This window comes from Burkholderia anthina, assembly GCF_902498995.1.
Lineage (GTDB): Bacteria > Pseudomonadota > Gammaproteobacteria > Burkholderiales > Burkholderiaceae > Burkholderia > Burkholderia anthina.
This window is the reverse complement of the sequence record NZ_CABVLY010000002.1, coordinates 176714-193314: the sequence shown is the minus strand read 5'-3', so window position 1 is coordinate 193314 and position 16601 is coordinate 176714. Positions and strand designations below refer to the sequence as shown.

General features: G+C 68.6%; 13 protein-coding genes. 3 read left to right on the top strand and 10 right to left on the bottom strand.

Going from position 1 to position 16601, the window contains the following annotated elements; all coding sequences use genetic code 11:
• Positions 1 to 32: 32 nt before the first annotated feature.
• The 3 genes from BME24068_RS03715 to BME24068_RS03705 all read right to left on the bottom strand — a co-directional run bounded on the left by BME24068_RS03715 (position 33) and on the right by BME24068_RS03705 (position 3497).
• Complete coding sequence (locus BME24068_RS03715) at positions 33 to 797, bottom strand: 2-keto-4-pentenoate hydratase (protein WP_174925186.1); 765 nt, start codon at positions 795 to 797, stop codon at positions 33 to 35.
• Between the two features lie 55 nt (positions 798 to 852).
• Positions 853 to 2127 (bottom strand): MFS transporter, encoded by a 1275-nt coding sequence (locus BME24068_RS03710; protein ID WP_096500890.1) that lies wholly within the window; start codon positions 2125 to 2127, stop codon positions 853 to 855.
• A 149-nt stretch (positions 2128 to 2276) separates the two neighbouring features.
• Positions 2277 to 3497 carry a pyridoxal-phosphate-dependent aminotransferase family protein gene (locus BME24068_RS03705; protein WP_174925185.1) on the bottom strand — a complete coding sequence of 407 codons (1221 nt, stop codon included), beginning with the start codon at positions 3495 to 3497 and terminating at the stop codon, positions 2277 to 2279.
• Positions 3498 to 3680: 183 nt separating this feature from the next.
• Here BME24068_RS03705 and BME24068_RS03700 point away from each other — a divergent pair, with 183 nt between their 5' ends.
• A complete protein-coding gene (locus BME24068_RS03700) occupies positions 3681 to 4385 on the top strand; it encodes a GntR family transcriptional regulator (RefSeq protein ID WP_096500886.1) in 705 nt (234 codons plus the stop codon).
• 50 nt (positions 4386 to 4435) lie between these two features.
• Here the strand turns inward: BME24068_RS03700 and BME24068_RS03695 are convergent, their stop codons facing one another.
• From BME24068_RS03695 to BME24068_RS03665, 7 genes are all read right to left on the bottom strand, one after another.
• On the bottom strand, positions 4436 to 5506 hold the full coding sequence (locus BME24068_RS03695; protein WP_174925184.1) for a porin: 1071 nt from the start codon (positions 5504 to 5506) through the stop codon (positions 4436 to 4438).
• A gap of 112 nt (positions 5507 to 5618) precedes the next feature.
• Positions 5619 to 6719, bottom strand: coding sequence for a porin (locus tag BME24068_RS03690; RefSeq protein ID WP_174925183.1), 1101 nt, complete (start codon positions 6717 to 6719; stop codon positions 5619 to 5621).
• Between the two features lie 166 nt (positions 6720 to 6885).
• Positions 6886 to 8520, bottom strand: coding sequence for an HAL/PAL/TAL family ammonia-lyase (locus tag BME24068_RS03685; RefSeq protein ID WP_174925182.1), 1635 nt, complete (start codon positions 8518 to 8520; stop codon positions 6886 to 6888).
• Positions 8521 to 8537: 17 nt separating this feature from the next.
• Positions 8538 to 9860, bottom strand: a complete 1323-nt coding sequence (locus BME24068_RS03680; RefSeq protein ID WP_174925181.1) for an MFS transporter — start codon at positions 9858 to 9860, stop codon at positions 8538 to 8540.
• A 30-nt stretch (positions 9861 to 9890) separates the two neighbouring features.
• Positions 9891 to 11540 (bottom strand): thiourocanate hydratase, encoded by a 1650-nt coding sequence (locus tag BME24068_RS03675; RefSeq protein WP_174925180.1) that lies wholly within the window; start codon positions 11538 to 11540, stop codon positions 9891 to 9893.
• Positions 11541 to 11555: 15 nt separating this feature from the next.
• On the bottom strand, positions 11556 to 12647 hold the full coding sequence (locus tag BME24068_RS03670) for a thiohydantoin desulfurase (RefSeq protein WP_174925179.1): 1092 nt from the start codon (positions 12645 to 12647) through the stop codon (positions 11556 to 11558).
• Positions 12648 to 12907: 260 nt separating this feature from the next.
• Positions 12908 to 13798 carry a LysR family transcriptional regulator gene (locus BME24068_RS03665; protein ID WP_096500873.1) on the bottom strand — a complete coding sequence of 297 codons (891 nt, stop codon included), beginning with the start codon at positions 13796 to 13798 and terminating at the stop codon, positions 12908 to 12910.
• 99 nt (positions 13799 to 13897) lie between these two features.
• Here BME24068_RS03665 and BME24068_RS03660 point away from each other — a divergent pair, with 99 nt between their 5' ends.
• Together BME24068_RS03660 and BME24068_RS03655 are read left to right on the top strand one after the other, a co-directional pair.
• Positions 13898 to 15286, top strand: coding sequence for a dihydroorotase (locus BME24068_RS03660; RefSeq protein ID WP_174925178.1), 1389 nt, complete (start codon positions 13898 to 13900; stop codon positions 15284 to 15286).
• On the top strand, positions 15283 to 16554 hold the full coding sequence (locus BME24068_RS03655) for a Zn-dependent hydrolase (RefSeq protein WP_174925177.1): 1272 nt from the start codon (positions 15283 to 15285) through the stop codon (positions 16552 to 16554). The genes BME24068_RS03660 and BME24068_RS03655 overlap by 4 nt, the downstream gene beginning before the upstream one ends.
• Positions 16555 to 16601: the final 47 nt, after the last annotated feature.

The window sequence follows — 16601 nt, the reverse complement described above, 5'->3', positions numbered from 1 at the left end:
TGAAGGCGGGTCGTGCAAGGATCGGACAAGGATCAGGCGAGCGTGACGCTCACGGGCGGCAATCCCGGGATGCGGCCGGCGGCCGTGCCCGCGGCCCGCGGGAAAAACATGCCCGTGTAGGAGCCGGTCGTGACGACGGTGCCGGCCGGCAGCGCGATGCCGCGCCGCGACGCGTGATTCACGAGCCACGGCAGCAGGCGGTGCGGATCGCCGGCCGGGTTCGTGCCCGACGCGGCGCCGACGATGTCCTGCCCGTCGAACGCGAACGCCGGGCCGGGCGCGACGAACGGGAAATCGGCGCGGTAGCCGGTCATCTCGCCGAGCACGAGCGCGCCGTGGTTCTGCAGGTCGGCGAGCTGTGCGGCGGGCGCGACGTCCGGCCATTCGCGATAGCGGCTCGCGACGATCTCGATCGCGGCGCCCATCTGCGCGATGCCGTCGAACACTTCGTCGTCGGCATATGCGTCGGCACGCGGCGCGAATGCGCGGCCGAAGCGGAACGCGATTTCCAGTTCGAGCCCGAGCGGCCGGAACGCGCCGCGCGGCAGCGTGACGCCGCTCGCGTGCCGGCAATCGTCGGGCAGCGACGCGCACTGGATCGGTCCGTCGGGCTGTTTCGCGCCGACTTTCCACGCGCCGATCGCGGCGCGGCGTTCGGCGAGGATGCGCGCCTGCACCGCATAGGCCGTGTCGGCGCTGGCGGGGACGAGTTCGGGCGGCAGCGTGGCGAACGCGATGCCGTGTTGCCAGCCGGCGACGAGCCGGGCGGCCAGATCATGGGTAGCGTGTTGGGTCATGGATGACGAGAGGGAAAAGGGGGGCGCCGCGATGCCGGCGGCGCACTGATCGGCATCAGGCCGGCGACCGCTTGGCGGCGGGTTGCTCGGTGCCCGATTCGGTGAAGCGGCTGTCGGGCTGCATGCGGAACGCGAGCAATACGCCCACGCCCATCAGCACCATGCTGCCGATGAACGGCAGCTCCCAGTTGCCGAAGCGGTCGATCACGTAGCCGGAGATCACCGGCGACAGGATCGCGGCGAGCGCGGAGCCGGAGTTCATCATCCCGCTCGCGGTGCCGGAGTGTTCCGGCGCGATGTCCATCGGCACGGCCCACATCGGGCCGATCGTCATCTCGGCGAAGAAGAAGCCGGCCGAGAGGCACGCCATCGATACGTAAAGATGGTGCGTGAACAGCAGCGGCAACAGCGACAGCAGCGTGAACAGCATGCAGATCGACACCATCCAGCTGCGCGCGCGCTTGAGGTTGCCGGTGCGCGTCAGGATGCGGTCGGTGACGAGGCCGCCGAGCGTGTCGCCGATCACGCCCGCGAAGAACACCGCCGACGCAAAGATGGCCGATTTCTTCAGGTCGAGGTCGTAGCTGTGCAGGAAGTACTGCGGAATCCAGCTCAGGAACAGCCACAGCGTCCAGCCGTAGCAGAAGTAGACGATCGTGACGGGCATCATCCGGCGAAACAGCGGGCCCCACGGCACCGTCGCGGGCTTCGGCTTCGGCGGCGGCAGCGTGTCGAGCTCGGCCTGCGTGATGCGCGGGTGATCCTTCGGGTGTTCGGTGTAGACGAGCGCCCAGATCGCGACCCACACGATGCTGATCACGCCGCAGATGTAGAACGATTCGCGCCAGCCGTACACGGCCATCACCGCGACGACCGCGGCCGGTGCGACCGCATTGCCGACGCGCGAGAACGCATGCGTGATGCCCTGCGCGAAACCGCGCTTCTCGCGCGGCACCCAGCGCGACATCGCCGAGGTCGCGGCCGGGAACGTCGCGCCTTCGCCGAGCCCGAGCAGCAGCCGTGCGGCGAGCAGCGACATCAGGCCGCCGGCCATCCCGGTGAGCAGCGTCGCGACGGCCCACAGCAACCCGCAGGCGAGCAGCGTGCGGCGCGCGCCGAAGCGGTCGCTGACCCAGCCGCCGATGATCTGGAATACGAGGTACGGATACGCGAACGCGGAGAACACGAGGCCGATCTCGGTCCGGTTCAGCCCGAATTCCCGGCTGAACCCGGCGGCGGCCGTGCTCACGTTCACGCGATCGAGGTACGTGATGAAGTACATCACGCACAGCATCACCAGCACGATGCTGGTCGCTCGGAACAGCTTCATGTTGCGTCTCCTTGATGTTGTCTGGCTTGTAGCTGCAACCGCGCCGGCTCTGGGGCCGGTTTGCCGCGGCAGCAGCGCGGCCGCGCATCGCGCGCGGGCCGCAACGGGGAACGGGCGGCGTGCCGGCGGCGACGCGCCGGCGCGCGCGATCAGGCCGCCGCGCGCAGTGCGGGCGTGTGGGTGCTCGATGCGATGAAATCCATCGCCGCGACGATGCCGCTGCCGGCGAGCGGCACGCCCGCGAGCTTCAGCCCCATCTCGCAGCCGGCGAGCGTGGCCATCAGCGTGAGGTCGTTGCAGTCGCCGAGATGGCCGATGCGGAACATCTTCCCGCGCATCTTGCCGAGCGCCTGGCCGAGCGACATGTCGAAGCGCTCGTAGATGAGCTTGCGCACCGCGTCCGCGTCGACGCCCTCGGGCATCATCACGCCGGTCAGCACCGGGCTGTAGACGGCCGGGTCCGCGCACTGGATTTCGAGGCCCCATGCGCGCACCGCGCGGCGCGTCGCCTCGGCGAGCCGCTGGTGGCGCGCGAACACGTTGTCGAGCCCTTCGCCGAGGATCATGTCGAGCGCTTCGGCGAGCCCGTACAGCAAGTTCGTGTTCGGCGTATACGGCCAGTAGCCGTTCCGGTTCGCTTCGATGATCTCGTGCCAGCCCCAGAACGCGCGCGGCAGCGTCGCGTGCCCGCTCGCCGCGAGCGCCTTCGGCGACACCGCGTTGAAGCTGATGCCCGGCGGCAGCATCAGCCCCTTCTGCGAACCGGACACCGTCACGTCGACGCCCCATTCGTCATGGCGGTAGTCGGCCGATGCGAGTCCCGAGATCGTGTCGACCATCAGCAGCGCCGGGTGGCCGGCCGCGTCGATCGCGCGGCGCACCGCGGCGATGTCGGACGTGACGCCGGTCGACGTCTCGTTGTGCACCACGCACACGGCCTTGATGACGTGCGCGGTGTCCGCGCGCAGGCGCGCTTCTATCATGTCGGGCTGCACGCCGCGGCGCCAGCCTTCGATGCCCGGCAGGCCGAGGAATTCGGGTTTCAGGCCGAGCGCCTCGGCCATCTTCTTCCACAGCGTCGCGAAATGACCCGTCTCGTACATGAGCACCGTGTCGCCGGCGCTCAGCGTATTGGTCAGCGCGGCTTCCCATGCGCCCGTGCCCGAGGCCGGATAGATGACCACCGGCTGCGTGGTCTTGAAGATCTTCTTGATGCCGGCCAGCACCTTGAGGCCGAGCGCGCCGAATTCGGGGCCGCGGTGGTCGATGGTCGGATAGCTCATCGCCCGCAGGATGCGGTCGGGCACCGGGCTCGGCCCCGGAATCTGCAGGAAGTGGCGGCCGGACGGATGGAAGTCGAGGTGCAGCATGGCAGTTCTGTCTCCTTGGTTGCATTTTGAATTTTGCATGCAAAATACTTTAGCAGAGCGATCGCCACGAAACCAAGTATTGATTTCGCCGGAGATGCCGGTGTTTACCCGACATTCGCGGTGCGATATTCGGGTCGGGCGAGTTGCAGTAGAATCGCGTGAAGCAAGAAGGAAGGACTTTGCATGCAAGATTTGAACGAACTGGAGCATGCCGGCGGCGCGCCGGCACTGCCGAAACTCGAGCGGCAGCGGTTGCACGACACGGTGGTCGAGCACCTGCGCAAATTCATCGTCGAGGGCGTGCTGACGCCGGGCATGCGGCTGAACGAGCGCGAGCTGTGCGAAACGCTGGGCATCTCGCGCACGCCGTTGCGCGAGGCGTTCAAGGTGCTGGCGGCCGAGGGGTTGCTCGTGCTGTCGCCGAATCGCGGCGCGAGCGTGTACCGGATGAGCGAATCGGAGATCCGCGAGACCTTCGAGCTGATGTCGGGGCTGGAGGCGTTTTCAGGCGAGCTGGCCTGCGAGCGCATCACGCCGGCCGAGCTCGCGGAGATCAAGGCGCTGCATTACTCGATGCTCGCGTGCCGGCTGCAGAACGACCTGCCGGGCTACTACAGCCGCAACCAGGAGATCCACGACCGCATCAACGAGGCGGCGCGCAACTCGGCGCTGCGCGCGACGTATCAATCGATCAATCGCCGGATCATGTCGATGCGGTTCCGCTCGAACCAGCACGTCGAGAAATGGGATCGCGCGGTGCACGATCACGAGGAGATGATCAAGGCGCTGGAGGCGCGCGACGGCAAGGCGCTCGCCGCGATCCTGCGGCGGCATCTGCTGGAGAAGCGCGACGCGGTGTTGCTGCTGCACGGGGCAGCCGACGCGTAGCGGGTGTGCGTCGCATGCGGCCGCCGTCGCGTCGCGCCGGCGTGCGCGGCTCAGAAGGCGGTGCGCAGGCCGAGTCCGGCCGAATCGCCATTCCCGTAACCGCTCGCGCGGTCGCGCATGAACGCGACGTAGACGTCGGTCCGTTTCGACAGCCGGTAGTCGTAGCCGAGCGCCCAGGTCGTGCGTGACGGGCGGTCGCGGCCGTGGCTCTTCGCGGCCATGACCGATGCGAGCACCGTGCCGAAGCCGAGCGGCACCGCCGCGCCGATCTGCCCGCTATGCGTGCCGAGCCCGCCGCCGTCGATCGCGTCGTGCACGTACTGGTAGAACGCGGTGAACTTCACGAACTTCAGGTCGTAGCCGACGCCGGCCAGCACGGCGTCCTGCTGCGTGAAGCCGGCGATGGACGTGGTCAGGTCGCCCGGCGCACGGTCGTACTTCGCCTGCTGGAATGCGAGCGTCGCGCTGAACGCCTGTTGCCGGTCGTACGTGATGCTGCCGCCCCACTGGTTCGCGCCGGCGTGGCCCGGTGCGTTGCCGGTCGCATAGATCAGGCTCGCCTGCAGTGCCTGCGTGCCGGGCGTCGAATACAGGATCGAATTGCTCCAGCCGTTGTCGCCGACGAGGCCTTGCCCCGCCACGCCCTTGTACATCTGGTTCAGCGCCGGCGCAAAACCGAACGACGTCGAGAACGGGTTGAAGCGCACGACGGAGATGTAATACGGCGTCGTGTTGCGCCCCGCGCGCAGCACGCCGTACGGCGTCGCGACGCCGACATACGCGTTGCGCCCGAAGAACGTATCGCCGCCGAAGCGGCCGGCGCCGCCGTTCGATGGCCGCATGAATGCCTCGAGCGCGAACTGCAGCGCATAGCCGCCACCGAGATCCTCGCGCCCGCCGATGCCCCAGAAGCTCGTCGTGAAGCCCCCCGAATTCATCGCATAGGCGCGTGCGCTGCCGAGGCTGCGTTGCGTGCCGACGTAGACGTCGGCGAGCCCGTACAGCGAGACGGACGACTGGGCCGCCGCATCGCCGGCGATCGCGCAGGCGATCAGCGCCGTGCCGACGGTCGATATCAGGTGCTTGCGCCGGCGGGTATTCCGGTTCGAATGAATAGTCATACTGATCGAATTTTATGAAGGAACGAAATGGAAGGGGCGCCGCCGCGTTGTCGAACGGCGCGTGACGAACGGCGGCGCAGATGCCGCAGCCGGCCGTCAGCCGTCGAAAACGTCAGAACACGTGCCGGATCCCCGTGCGCCCGACCGCCTGCTTCTGGTTGCCGGACGGATTGAAGCCCGCGATCTGCGCGACCGGCGCGTCGCCCGCCGCCTTCTGGAACGCACCCATCACGTAGACGCTCGTGCGCTTGGACAGCGCGTACTCGACGCTCAGGTTGAACTGGTGGTATTTCGGCTCCGCGTTCGTCGCGTGGTCGCGGCCCGTGGTGTACGTATAGCCGGCGCCGATCGTCACCGCGGGCGTCGGCGTGACGAGCGTCGACAGCTCGTAGTTCTGGAATGTCGCGTCATGCCCCGCGCTGCCCTGCTGGAAGTTCGTGTTCGTGAAGTCGGCCAGCAGCTTGAGCCACTGAACGACCTGGTACGACGCGCCGACGCCGAACACCTTCTGCGCGCGCGCCGCGTCGAGGTAGTTGCCGTAGATCGCGTTCGTGAAGCCCGGATAGTTCTGGTAGCCCTGCGTCGACACGCCCGGGTTGTTGATGCGCAGATAGCCGATGCCGAAGCCGACCGGCCCCGCCGCGTAGCGCGCGCCGACGCTGAACGTCGCGTTGTCGGAGAAACGGCCGGGCTGCCCGCCGAATGCATAGAGACCGCCGAACGTGATGCCCGCGATCGTCGGGCTGCGGTACTTGACCGCGTTCGAGATCGGGAAGCCGTTGTCGGTGTTGTCCATGTCGTTCGGGTGCGCGAAGTAGTAGCCGCCGACGTTGCCGTTCAGCGTGAACGGCTCGACGTAGTCGACGATCGAGTCCCACTGGCGGCCGAGCGTGAGCGTGCCGAGCTTCGCGTCGTTCAGCCCGACGTAGGCATTGCGCGAGAATGCGAGCCCGCTGCCGAGGCGGCCGGCGTTGAGGTCGAAACCGCTTTCGAGCCGGAAGATCGCGCTCAGGCCGCCGCCGAGATCCTCGGTGCCGCGCACGCCCCAGCGGCTGCCGGCCGTCACGCCCGACGCGAGCTGCACGAGATGCTTGCCTTGCACGTTCGACACGTAGTCGACGCCGTCCTCGACGATGCCGTACAGCGTGACGCTGCTTTGCGCGTGAGCGGTGGCGGCCGCAGCGAGCGGCAGCGCGAACAGGATTCTTTTCATGATGCGGGTCCGTGTAGGGTGGTGGTGAGACGGCGAGCGAGCGGTGCTTCGATCCGGTTGCATACGGGAACGTAGGGACGTGCATGCCCCGCGCCGCGATCGGGCGACGATCGCGGTGGCGGGTGCGGCAACTAAACGGTGAAACGCGGGAAGAGCGGTGCGCCGCTCAGTCGCGATACGCGCGCAGCAGCGTATCGGCGGCGCGGAAGTCCGGCGTGAGCGGGCGGTCGCGCTGGAGGAACGCGACCTTCGCGCGCAGTGCGCGATAGAGCGGCTGCGTGGCCGGCGCGAGCGCGAACGACGGCTGCTTGCGCTGGCGCAGGTCGATCGCCTGCGCGGCTTCGATCAGTTCGAGGCCGAGCAGCGTGTAGCTCGCGTCGATCTGCTTCTGCACGCGCTGCACGACGTCGGGCGCGTTCGTCGCGACGTCCTCGATGCCGCCGGCGACCGGCAGGTAGTCGAGCGACACCGGCATCGCGAGCGACTTCACCGTCATCGCGAGCGCGGTCGGCGGCTTCTCCATCGCGCCGAATGCGTGCACGGTCTCGTCGGTGCCGAGGAAGCGCGACAGGCCGGTGAGGTGCGGGTCGTTCAGCTTGACGATGCGCTGCGCGGATGCGAGCGCGTTGTGGCCGAGCGCGAGCCCGAGCTGCTCGAACGCGAGCACCCACGGCAGCGGCTCGAAGTTCGCGCTCGGCAGGACCGCACCGCCGCCGTCGACATAGCCGGCCGCGTCCTGCGCGCGGTTCGACTTCGGCGTGACGCCGACCGCGACGCCCGGGTTGTCGTCGCTCGAATTGAGCTGGATCTGCAGCAGCGCGCGCGCTTCGTCGTAGGTGCGATCCTCTTCGCCGAGCAGATAGACGCCGGAGCGGAAGCTGAGCGGATCCTGCAGCGGCCGGTCCGGATCGCGATTCCACAGGCTGCTGCCCGCGAGCAGCGTGCGCAGCGTCGCGCCCGCGCGCAGCGTGGCCGGGAACGGCCGCAGCGCCAGCGTGTCCTCGCGGAACGGTGACACGTTGCCGTTCAGCCCCTGCAGGCTCAGCGCGAACACGACCTTCGACACGTGCGCGAAACGCGCCATGTCGGTGAGCGCCAGCGCCGCCATGCCGGCCGAATACGCGTTGGAGCTGAGGATCGCGAGCGCGTCCTTGCCGTACGGACGGATCGTCGCGATGCCGGCCGACTTCAGCGCGTCGGCGGCCGCGAGCTTGCGGCCCTGGTAGTACACGTCGCCTTCGCCGAGCATCGCGAGCCCGACATGGCTCAGGATCGTGATGTCCGCTTCGCCGATCGAGCCGTCCGCCGGCATCGCCGGCGTGACGCCGCGATTGAGGAACTGCGCGTACGCATCGACGATCGCCGGCTGCACGCCGGCCCCGCCGTCGAGCATCGCGTTCAGGCGCGCGGCCATCGCGGCGCGGGCCACGCGCACGCTCATGTCGGGGCCGACGCTGCCCGAGTGGGCATGGATCAGCCCGATGTTGAAGCGCGTCGATGCGTCGATCACCTCCTGGCTCAGCTTGCCGTGCGCATCGACCATTTCGCGATCCTTGTTGAGGCCGACGCCGACCGTCAGCCCGTAGATCTGCTGGCCGGCCGCGGCGGCCTTCAGCAGCACGTCGTGCGCGGCGACGACCCGCTGGCGGGCAGCCGGCGCGATCGACACGGCTTCGCCGTCGGCGATGCGCGCGATCGATTCGGGGGTGGCGGAGCGGCCGTCGAGCGTGACGTCCGCGAAGGCCGGGACAGCAGTGAAAAGCGCGAGCGCGAGCGCGCTCCGCATGAGGAAGCGTGGCATGAAGCAGTTCTCCGGTTTCAGGCGTGACGTGACGTGGAAGACAGTGCGGCGATCGATACGAGGGCGATGGTGCTGGCGGCCATCACGTACCAGGCAGGCGCGAACGGGTTGCCGGATCGCTGCGTGAGCCACGCGAGAATTGCCGGCGCGAAGCCGCCGAAGATCGTCGTGGCGATGTTGTAGGACAGCGACATGCCGGTTGCGCGCACGCGGGTCGGGAACAGCTCCGACAGGGCGGCGGGCGCGACGCCGGTGAAGATCGCGACCATCACGCAGAACGCGCTTTGCACCGTGACGAGCGCGGCGAGCGTGTGCACGTCGGCGAGCCAGTGCAGCAGCGGATACACCGATACGAGCATCAGCGTGGCGCCGGCCGCGAGCACCCTGCGCCGGCCGAAACGATCCGACCAGCTGCCCGCGCACACGCAGGTGACGGCCATCAGGCAGTTGCCGACCAGCGACGCGATGAACGCTTCGCGTCCGTCGAAATGCAGCGCACGCTGCACGTGCGTCGGCATGTAGATCACCAGCGCATACACGCACACGGCCCACAGCACCGAGAATCCGGTCCCGACGACGAGCGCGCGCGGATAGTCGCGCACGACCTGCAGCAGCGGCGTCTTGTGCTCGGCCGGCGCGTGGGCGGCACGTGCCATCTCCGCGCGGAAATGCGGCGTTTCGTCGAGCGTCTTGCGCAGCCACAGGCCGACCGGCGCGATCGCGAGGCCGAGGATGAACGGAATCCGCCAGCCCCAGTCGCCGATCTGTTCGCGCGACAGCGTGAGCGTCACGGCGGTCGCGACCAGCGCGCCGAGGATGTTCGACGCGGCCATGCTGGCCTGCAGCCACGATGCGTAGCGGCCCTTCTTGTCGGCCGGCGCGTGCTCGATCAGGAACGCCGCGGCGCCGCCGACTTCGCCGCCGGCCGAGAAGCCTTGCAGCAGGCGGCCGCACAGGATCAGCAGCGGCGCGCCGACGCCGATCGCGGTGAACGGCGGCGCGAACGCGATGATGCCCGTGCCGGCCGCCATCACGAGGATGGTCAGCGTCAGCGCGGCCTTGCGGCCCGCGCGATCGCCGTACACGCCGATCGCGAGCGCGCCGAGCGGCCGCGCGATGAAGCCGATCCCGAACGCCATGAAGGCCTCGACCAGCTCGGTGCCCGTGTCGCCGCGATGGAAGAAATTCTGCGCGATGTACACGGCAAAGAACGCGTAGACGGAAAAGTCGTACCACTCCAGCGCGTTGCCGATCGACGCCGCGGCGATCGCGCGCCCGGCACTCGATGCGGGGGGCGACACGGCGTCGGCCGTGTCGAGGGGAACCGCGGTTTGCTTCACTTCGATCTCCTGTCGTCGTGCGGAACGGCCTTACAGCCGGATGTGCGGAATCTGCTTGCGTTGCGCTTCGTCGAGCGCTTCTTCGTAGCCGGCGTCCGCGTAGCGGATCACCCCGAGCGCGGTGTCGTTGGTCATCGACAGCGTCAGCCGTTCGTCCGCCGCCGCGCTGCCGTCGGCGACGACGGTGACGCCCGCGCTCGTCATGTAGCCGCTGTAGCCGCCGCCGCCCGAATGGATCGCGACGAGATCGGCCATCGACGCGCAGTTCATCATCGCGTTCAGCAGCGGCCAGTCGGCCACCGCGTCGGAGCCGTCGCGCAGGTTCTCGGTCATGATGTTCGGGTGCGCCATCGCGCCCGCGTCGAGGTGGTCGCGCGTGAACGCGACCGGCCCGGCCAGCACGCCGTCGCGCACCATCGCGTTGACCGCGAGCGCGAGCCGCGTGCGCTCGCCGTGGCCGAGCCACGCGATGCGCGCGGGCAGGCCTTCGAACGGCACGCATTCGCGCGCTTTCCGGATCCAGTTCGTGACGATCCGGTTGTCCGGAAAATGTTCGAGCAGGTAGTCGTCGATGATGCGGATGTCGTTCGGGTCGTTCGACAGCGCGATCCAGCGGAACGGGCCGATCGCGCGGCAGAACAGCGGGCGCAGGAACGCCTCGGTGAACACCGGGATCTCGAACGCGCGCGCGACGCCGCCGTCCTTCGCATGCGTGCGGATCAGGTTGCCGTTGTCGAACACGATCGCGCCGCGATCCTTGAAGCCGAGCATCGCTTCGACGTGCCGCACGATCGACGCGCGGCTCGCGTCCATCAGCCGCGTTCGGTCGCTGTCGCGCAGCGCGCGCACGTCGTCGAGCGTGTAGCCCGACGGCACGTAGCCGTACACGAGATCGTGCGCGGCCGTCTGGTCGGTGACGATGTCGGGCACGACGCCGCGCGCGAGGATCGCCGGGAACACGTCGGCCGCGTTGCCGAGCAGGCCGACCGAGATCGGCTCGCGCCGCGCTTGCGCGTCGCGGATCAGCGCGAGCGCCTCGTCGAGATCGCGCGCCTGCCGCTCGAGAAAACCGATCTGCAGCCGCTTGTCGATGCGCGTCTGATCGATCTCGACGACGAGCGTCGCCGCATGGGCCATCCGCCCCGCGAGCGGCTGCGCACCGCCCATCCCGCCGAGGCCGGCCGTCAGGATGAAGCGCCCGCGCAGGTCGTTGTCGAAATGGCGCTCGGCGATCCGCGAGAAGATTTCGTAGGTGCCCTGGATCACGCCCTGCGAGCCGATGTACTGCCAGTCGCCGGCCGTGAGCCCGCCCCAGCAGATCAGGTTGCGTCGCTCCAGTTCGTAGAAGTGCTCGGCCTTCGCCCACTGGCCGATCAGGTTGCAGTTCGCCATCACGACGAGCGGCGCGCTCGCATGCGTGCGCAGCAGCGCGACGGGCTTGCCGGACTGGACGACGAGCGTGTGGTCCTCGTCCATCGTCTTCAGCGTGCGCACGATCGCGTCGTGCGACGGCCAGTCGCGCGCCGCGCGCCCGAGCGCCGCATAGACGATCAGTTGATCGGGGTCCTCGCCGACGGCGAGCACGTTTTCAAGCAGCCGCAGCAGCGCTTCCTGGCGCCAGCCCTTGCAGCGCAGCGTGGTGCCGGACGTGACTTCGAAGGTGCGGGTCGTCTGGTTCATCGTCGTGCCTCCCGTTCAGCGCGCGAGCGCATAGTCGGCGATCGAGATGCCGAGCGCGGCTTCGACCGGCGGGTACACCGCCGGATCGAACACCGACGACGACAGCGGAATGTGTGCCTTCGCGACCCGCAGCACGTGGATCTCCATCCCTTCCTTCAACCGGCCCGCGCTGACGGGGCGGCCTTCGGCGTCGAGCGTCGTGATCACGTCGGGGTAGGTCGCGATCCGTTCGCCGTGCGCGTCGTCCACCGCCATGTGTTCGTTCATCACGTGAATGACCGCGCGCTGCGCGCCGCTGCCGACGTAGACGAGCCCGACGTCGAATGCTTCGCGCGTGTATTCGAGCGTATTGCGCTCGACCTTGCCGCTCGCGATGATCTCGCCGTGCGTGGCCGCGCAGATCGCATCGATCACCGCGCTGCCGCCGCGCCGTTCGGCGTCGATGATCGCTTCGCCCAGTGCGAGTGCGCGGCTGATGCCGCCGAGCGCCGCATGCTGGCGCACGTACGACGCGCGAATCGGGTTGCGGCAGCTCGCGATGAAGCCGCCCGCCATGTCGGCCGCCTTGCGCAGCACCGGCGACACCTTCGCGGTCGCGCCGCGCACGACCACTTCCATGTATGCATGCCGTTCGCGGTTGCCGCCGGCCGCTGCCTGGATCATCGGCGTCGTGCTCGACGCGAGGCCGAGCGAGCCCATGTCGCCGGTCGGATGCGCGCGGATGTCGCCCACCGCGTCGACCACCTTGGTGCCGAGCAGCGCGGACGGCAGCCACGCGTTCAGCGTGCTGGACATCCCGTTCTGCCCGATGATGAGCCCCGCGAGCGGCGCGCCGAGCGCGTCCTGCACGAGCTGCGCGGCCTTCACGTAGTCCGAGCCGAGCATTTGCCAGTCGGTGAGGCCGCCCGGCGCGCCGATCGCGGCGGCGGTGGCGATCCACGCGTCGTCGGGCAGCTCGTCGATGCTCACCAGTTCGGGGCGGCCGATCGTGACCGCGAGCGTGCCGAGTTCGCGGCCGTGGTCGGCCCAGCCGCCGCCGCCGCATGCGAAAACCGAACCGCCCTTGACGGCGGCTTCGACGTCTTTCGAAGACAGAATGCGTCCCATGTGTCGTTTGTCCTGAGAGGGGAAAAGGGCTGTACGCGCCGGCCGGAAAGCCTTGTGTGGCGGTACTGTCCAAACGATTCTAGGGACGCCGAATATTGAGCGTTATTGCTATTTTATGGAGACTTCATAACGCAATGTTAAGCGTAGGGTAATCCCGGTGACGCTCGAGCGACGGGTCGCGAACGGGGTGATCCGCCGCCTCCGGTGCGACGACGAAATGCAGGCTGGACAAGGATTCCAGCCCGTTCAGATAACGAAATTCATGCGTCCGCGGAAAGCGCGTGCAGCGTGTCGATGAATTCGTGCGCGAGGCGCGACAGCGGCGCGAGCACCGGGTGCAGCACGCTGACGGGGGCGGCGATGGTCGGCACGATCGGCTTCACGACGATCTGCGGCCATACGGGCCCGGCAACCGTCAGTTCGTCGATCAGCGCGATGCCGGTGCCGGCCTGTGCGAGCGCGCACGCGACGTGCGCCTGCTGCACTTCGATCTTGACCTGCGGCACGAGCCCTTCGTCGCTGAACAGCCGGCGCACCAGTTGCCCGAGCGGAATGTCGCTGCCATAGCCGATCAGCGGCTGGTTCGCGAGATCGCGCACGGCCAGCGTCTTGCGCCGCGCGAACGGGTGCGACGCAGGCACGGCCGCGACCATCCGGTTTTCATAGAGGCGCTGGCTCTCGACGTTCGGATGCGTGTCCTGCAGGAACGCGATGCCGAGTTCGACCTGTTGCGTGAGCACGGCCTGCAGCAGCACGCTCGGGATCATCGTGTGCAGGATGATGCGCACGTCGGGAAAGCGCGCGTAGAACGCCGCGATCGCACGCGGCAGCAGCGATTGACCGAGGTTGGGGCTGCACGCGATGCGCAGGTGGCCCATCCGGTTCTCGATCAGGTCTTCCGCAATTTCGTTCACGCGCTGCACGCCCTGGTACACCGCATTGACCTCGACGAACAGCCGCTGCGCTTCCGGCGTCGGGTAGAGCCGCCCCTTGATGCGCTCGAACAGCGCGAGGCCGAGCCGTTGCTCGGCATACGAAATGAGCCGCGAGACGGCCGGCTGCGACACGTGCAGCAGCTTCGCGGCGCCGCTGATCGAGCCGGTCAGCATGATGGCGCGAAACACCTCGATCTGGCGCAGATTCAGACGCACAGCCTTAACTCCATGTTATGTGGGGACGATAAATCGGCATGAGACATTCTGGCAGAGCGCTGCCTAAACTGCTCGTGATCAAAAAAGCAGGAGGCGAAGATGAGCGAATTCGAACAGGTCGTGCGCGGCCGGCTGGTCGATGCGCACGAGGTAGTCGACGACGGCTGGCTCGCGATTCGGGATGGACGGATCGCCGCGCGCGGCACGGGCGTGCCGCCGGCGGCGCGCGATACGGTCGATGCGCGCGGGCAGTGGGTGCTGCCGGGCGTCGTCGACGGGCAGGTTCATGCGGCCAGTCAGGCGAACCAGGAGGGGCTCGGTCACGCGTCGCGTGCGGCCGCCGCCGGTGGCGTGACGGTGATGGTCGACATGCCGTACGACGATCCGGAGCCGGTTGCGTCGCGTGCGCAACTCGACCGCAAGATCGCGGAAGCCGAGCGCGACTGTCACGTCGACGTCGCGCTGTACGGCACGCTCAACGCGAAGCACGGCCTCGAAGCGGCGGCCGGTCTGATCGACGGCGGCGTGTGCGCATTCAAGTTCTCGACGTTCGAGGCGACGCCCGGCCGGTTCCCGCGCGTCGAGGAGGATGTGCTGTACGAAGCATTCCGGCTGATCGCGCCGTCGGGTCTCGCATGCGGCGTGCACAACCAGATGCAGGACCTGACGCGCAAGAACGTCGCGCGCATGATCGAAGCGGGCGACACGGGCTGGGATGCGTTCCTGCGCGCGCATCCGCCGCTGATCGAGAACCTCGCGACCGCATTGATCTACGAGATCGGCGCGGAAACGGGCGCCCGCGCACACGCGGTGCACGTGTCGACGTCGCGCGGCTTCGAACTGTGCAACATGTACCGGCGTGCCGGCCATCGCTCAAGCATCGAGACCTGCGTGCAGTACCTGATGCTCGACCACGAAACGCATACGAAGCGCTTCGGCGCGAAGACGAAGCACTACCCGCCGATCCGGCCGCGCGCCGAACAGGTGCTGCTGTGGACGCACATCGCGCGCGGCGAATGCACGTTCGTGTCGTCGGATCACGTGAGCTGGGGGCTGGAACGCAAGGGCGACCCGAACGTGTTCCGCAACGCGTCGGGCGGGCCGGGGCTCGAAACCCTGCTGCCGGCATTCTGGACCGGCTGCGAGCGGCACGGCATCGCGCCGACGCGGGTGGCCGAACTGCTCTCGACGAATCCGGCCCGGCATTTCCTGCTCGACGATCGCAAAGGGTCGCTCGATATCGGCGCCGATGCGGACTTCGTGATCCTCACGCCGGAACGTTACGCGTTCGATCCGTCGCGCAGCCTGTCGGCCGTGCAGTGGAGCGCGTTCGAAGGGATGGAATTCACGGTGCGGATCGCCGCCACCTACTGTCGCGGCGCACTCGTGTACGACGGCGAGCGCATCGTCAACCCGGCAGGTTCGGGCCGCTTCCTGAAGCCGCACGGCAGCCGGTCGATCGCCACGCAACAGGAGCCCCACGCATGAATCCGACGTCTTTTCCGCCGCTGAACGCCGAACGCCTGAACGCGCGCGTCGAGCAACTGGCGCGCTTTACGCGGCCCGACGTGCCGTGGACGCGCCGCGCCTTCTCGCCGCTTTTCACGCAAGCGCGCGCATGGCTTGCCGCGCAGTTCGCCGAAGCCGGGCTCGCGGTGTCGATGGACGCGGGCGGCAACCTGATCGGCCGCCGTGAAGGCAGCGGCCGCTGCACGAAGCCGCTCGTCACGGGGTCGCACTGCGACACGGTCGTCGGCGGCGGCCGCTTCGACGGCATCATCGGCGTGCTCGCCGGCATCGAGGTCGCGCATACGCTGCACGAGCAGGGGATCGTGCTCGACCATCCGTTCGAGGTGATCGACTTCCTGTCGGAAGAGCCGAGCGACTACGGCATCTCGTGCGTCGGCAGCCGCGCGCTGTCGGGCGTGCTCGATGCCGGCATGCTGCGTGCGACGAACGCCGAAGGCGAAACGCTCGCCGAAGCGCTGCGCCGCATCGGCGGCAACCCGGACGCGCTGCGCGAACCGCTGCGCGCGCCGGGCAGCACGGCCGCGTTCGTCGAGCTGCATATCGAGCAAGGCCCGGTGCTCGAGACGCGCGGCTTGCCGATCGGCGTCGTGACCAACATCGTCGGCATTCGGCGCGTGCTGATCACCGTGACCGGGCAGCCCGACCACGCGGGCACCACGCCGATGGACATCCGCCGCGACGCGCTCGTCGGCGCCGCGCACCTGATCGAGGCCGCGCATGCGCGGGCGTCGGCGCTGTCGGGCAATCCGCATTACGTGGTGGCGACGATCGGGCGGATCGCGATGACGCCGAACGTGCCGAACGCGGTGCCGGGGCACGTCGAGCTGATGCTGGAGGTGCGCAGCGACAGCGACGCGGTGCTCGACGATTTCCCCGAGACGCTGCTGGCCGGTGCGGCCGCGCGGCTCGACGCGCTACGGCTGAGCGCGCGTGCCGAGCACGTGAGCCGTGCGCGGCCGACCGATTGCCAGCCGCTCGTGATGGACGCGGTCGAGCAGGCGGCCACGCAGCTCGGCTATCCGAGCATGCGGCTGCCGAGCGGTGCGGGGCACGATGCGGTGTACGTCGCGCCGACCGGGCCGATCGGGATGATCTTCATTCCGTGCCTGGGCGGCCGCAGCCATTGTCCGGAGGAGTGGATCGAGCCGCGGCAACTGCTCGACGGGACGCGCGTGCTGTACCAGACGCTCGTGGCGCTCGATCGCTCGCTGGCCGGTGCGGCGTAGCGCAAGGGGCGCAGCGCGGGGGCCGCTATCGATGGGTGCGGCCCGCT